This window comes from Paratractidigestivibacter sp., assembly GCF_052362415.1.
GTDB lineage: Bacteria > Actinomycetota > Coriobacteriia > Coriobacteriales > Atopobiaceae > Paratractidigestivibacter.
Genome location: NZ_DAWEMK010000039.1, coordinates 8428 through 10280 on the forward strand (window position 1 = coordinate 8428; position 1853 = coordinate 10280).

Consider the following 1853-nt stretch of genomic DNA (forward strand, 5'->3'; position numbering starts at 1 on the left):
CAAGAACCCCGAGATCGTGCCCTACGAGCTGTATATCAAGCAGGAGATTGGAGCCTAACCATGAAGCTGGAGAACCTTAACGCCGACGAGTTCCAGAACGCCATGTGCCTGCTGGCGGACGTTGCCGAGGACGTCATGAACGGCGAACTCGGCGCGAAGGCCAAGGCCGCCTACGCCAAGTTCCGCTCCGACTCCGCCAAGGCCAAGGCCAAGGCGACCGCCAAGGCCAAGGGCGACCCCGAGGCCGCGAAGGCAGCCGCAACCGCCGAGGTCAACGGCCTCGCCGTGGACATGGTGGCCGGTCTTCTGCCCGACGTGCTGCGCCAGGGTGGCGAGATCAGCTACAAGCTGCTCGCCGCACTCGACGGCCAGACGCTCGAGGAGTACAAGGCCGACTTCACCGTCAAGAAGTGGGTGAACGACATCAAGGATGCCATCGACGGCATCGACGGCATCAAGGACATCCTGGCTCCTTTTTTTGGATAGCCGCCGAGGACCCATCTCACATATGGCTCTGTCTGGGCGAGTACGTCGGGCCACGGCGTGCTCGCCCTTTCTCTAGGTACATGGTCGCGCGGTGGCGCGAGCGGGACGAGCGGGAGGCGTTCCGCGTGTACCTGAGCGAGTCGGTGCGCCTCATGGCGCAGGGGAAGTGGCTCAAGGAACCCTTCCTGAGCATCGTCAACGGCGATGCGGGCGATGGGTCCGAGGCGGAGGACACGCGCGGCGGCGACGAGATCGCCGCAGACATCATCGAGCGGATGGGATTGAAGGTGGTCTAGGTGAACCTTCTCGACCTGATGATTAAGGTCGGCCTCAAGGACGAGGCCAGCGGCAAGGCCGAGGGCGTGGCCTCGAGGGTCGTGGGCACGCTCGGCAAGGCCGGAGCGACCGTTGCCAAGGCGGTAGGCGTGGGCGTCGCCGCCGTGGGGGCGGGCGTCGCCGCCATCGGCGTGGCGAGCACGCAGGCCTACGCCGCGTACGAGCAGAACGTCGGCGGCATACAGAAGATTTTCGGCAACATGGGCAAGTCGCTAGACGAGTACGCCGCGCTCACGGGGCAGACCGTCGAGCAGTGCGGCGGGAAGTGGCAGCAGCTCGAGATCGCGCAGACCAAGGCGCTTGCGAACGCCGATGCTGCCTACAAGACCTGCGGGCAGAGCGCAAACGCCTATATGGAGCAGGTGACGGGGTTCTCCGCAGCGCTGGTGTCGAGCCTCGGCGGTGACACGGTAAAGGCCGTGGACTACGCCAACATGGCGATGGTCGACATGAGCGACAACGCAAACACCTTCGGCACGGCGACGGAGGACCTCCAGAACGCCTACCAAGGATTCGCCAAGCAGAACTACACCATGCTCGACAACTTGAAGCTCGGCTACGGCGGCACTAAGGAGGAGATGCAGCGCCTCGTCAAGGACGCGCACGCCGTCAACTCCGCCGTGGACGAGTCGAGTCTCTCATTCGACAATATCGTGCTCGCTATCCATACGATGCAGGAGCAGATGCAGATCGCCGGTACGACCTCGCGCGAGGCCGCGACGACCATCGAGGGCTCCTGCAACATGGCGAAGGCCGCCTGGGAGAACTGGATAACGGAGCTGGGCAAGGACGGCGCCGACATGGGCAAGCTCACCGAGGAGCTGGTACAGTCGGTCGAGACGGCGGCCTCGAACGTCATCCCGCGCGTGGCGACCATCGTCGGCACGGCGTTGTCGCAGCTGCCGAGCCTTGTCACGTCGGTCGGTCCCGTGCTCGGTCAGGCGTTCGTCAGCATCTTCACGCAGGCACTCGACAGCGTGGCGGCAGCCGTGCCCGGACCCATGGGCGACATCATCTCCGCCGTGTCGGAC

3 protein-coding genes are annotated in these 1853 nt (G+C 64.9%); all 3 read left to right on the plus strand.

Annotated elements, in window-relative coordinates:
• Nucleotides 1–60: 60 nt before the first annotated feature.
• A complete protein-coding gene (locus ACT84W_RS05490; RefSeq protein ID WP_444328482.1) occupies nucleotides 61–486 on the plus strand; it encodes a hypothetical protein in 426 nt (141 codons plus the stop codon).
• A 125-nt stretch (nucleotides 487–611) separates the two neighbouring features.
• Entirely contained in the window at nucleotides 612–782 is a 171-nt protein-coding gene (locus tag ACT84W_RS05495; RefSeq protein ID WP_444328483.1) for a hypothetical protein, read from the plus strand.
• A partial coding sequence (locus ACT84W_RS05500; protein WP_444328484.1) for a hypothetical protein occupies nucleotides 783–1853 on the plus strand: 1071 nt, incomplete at its 3' end.

Coding starts and splice junctions, on each gene's coding strand:
- ACT84W_RS05490 (WP_444328482.1), top strand. CDS start 61: ATGAAGCTGGAGAACCTTAACGCCGACGAGTTCCAGAACGCCATGTGC.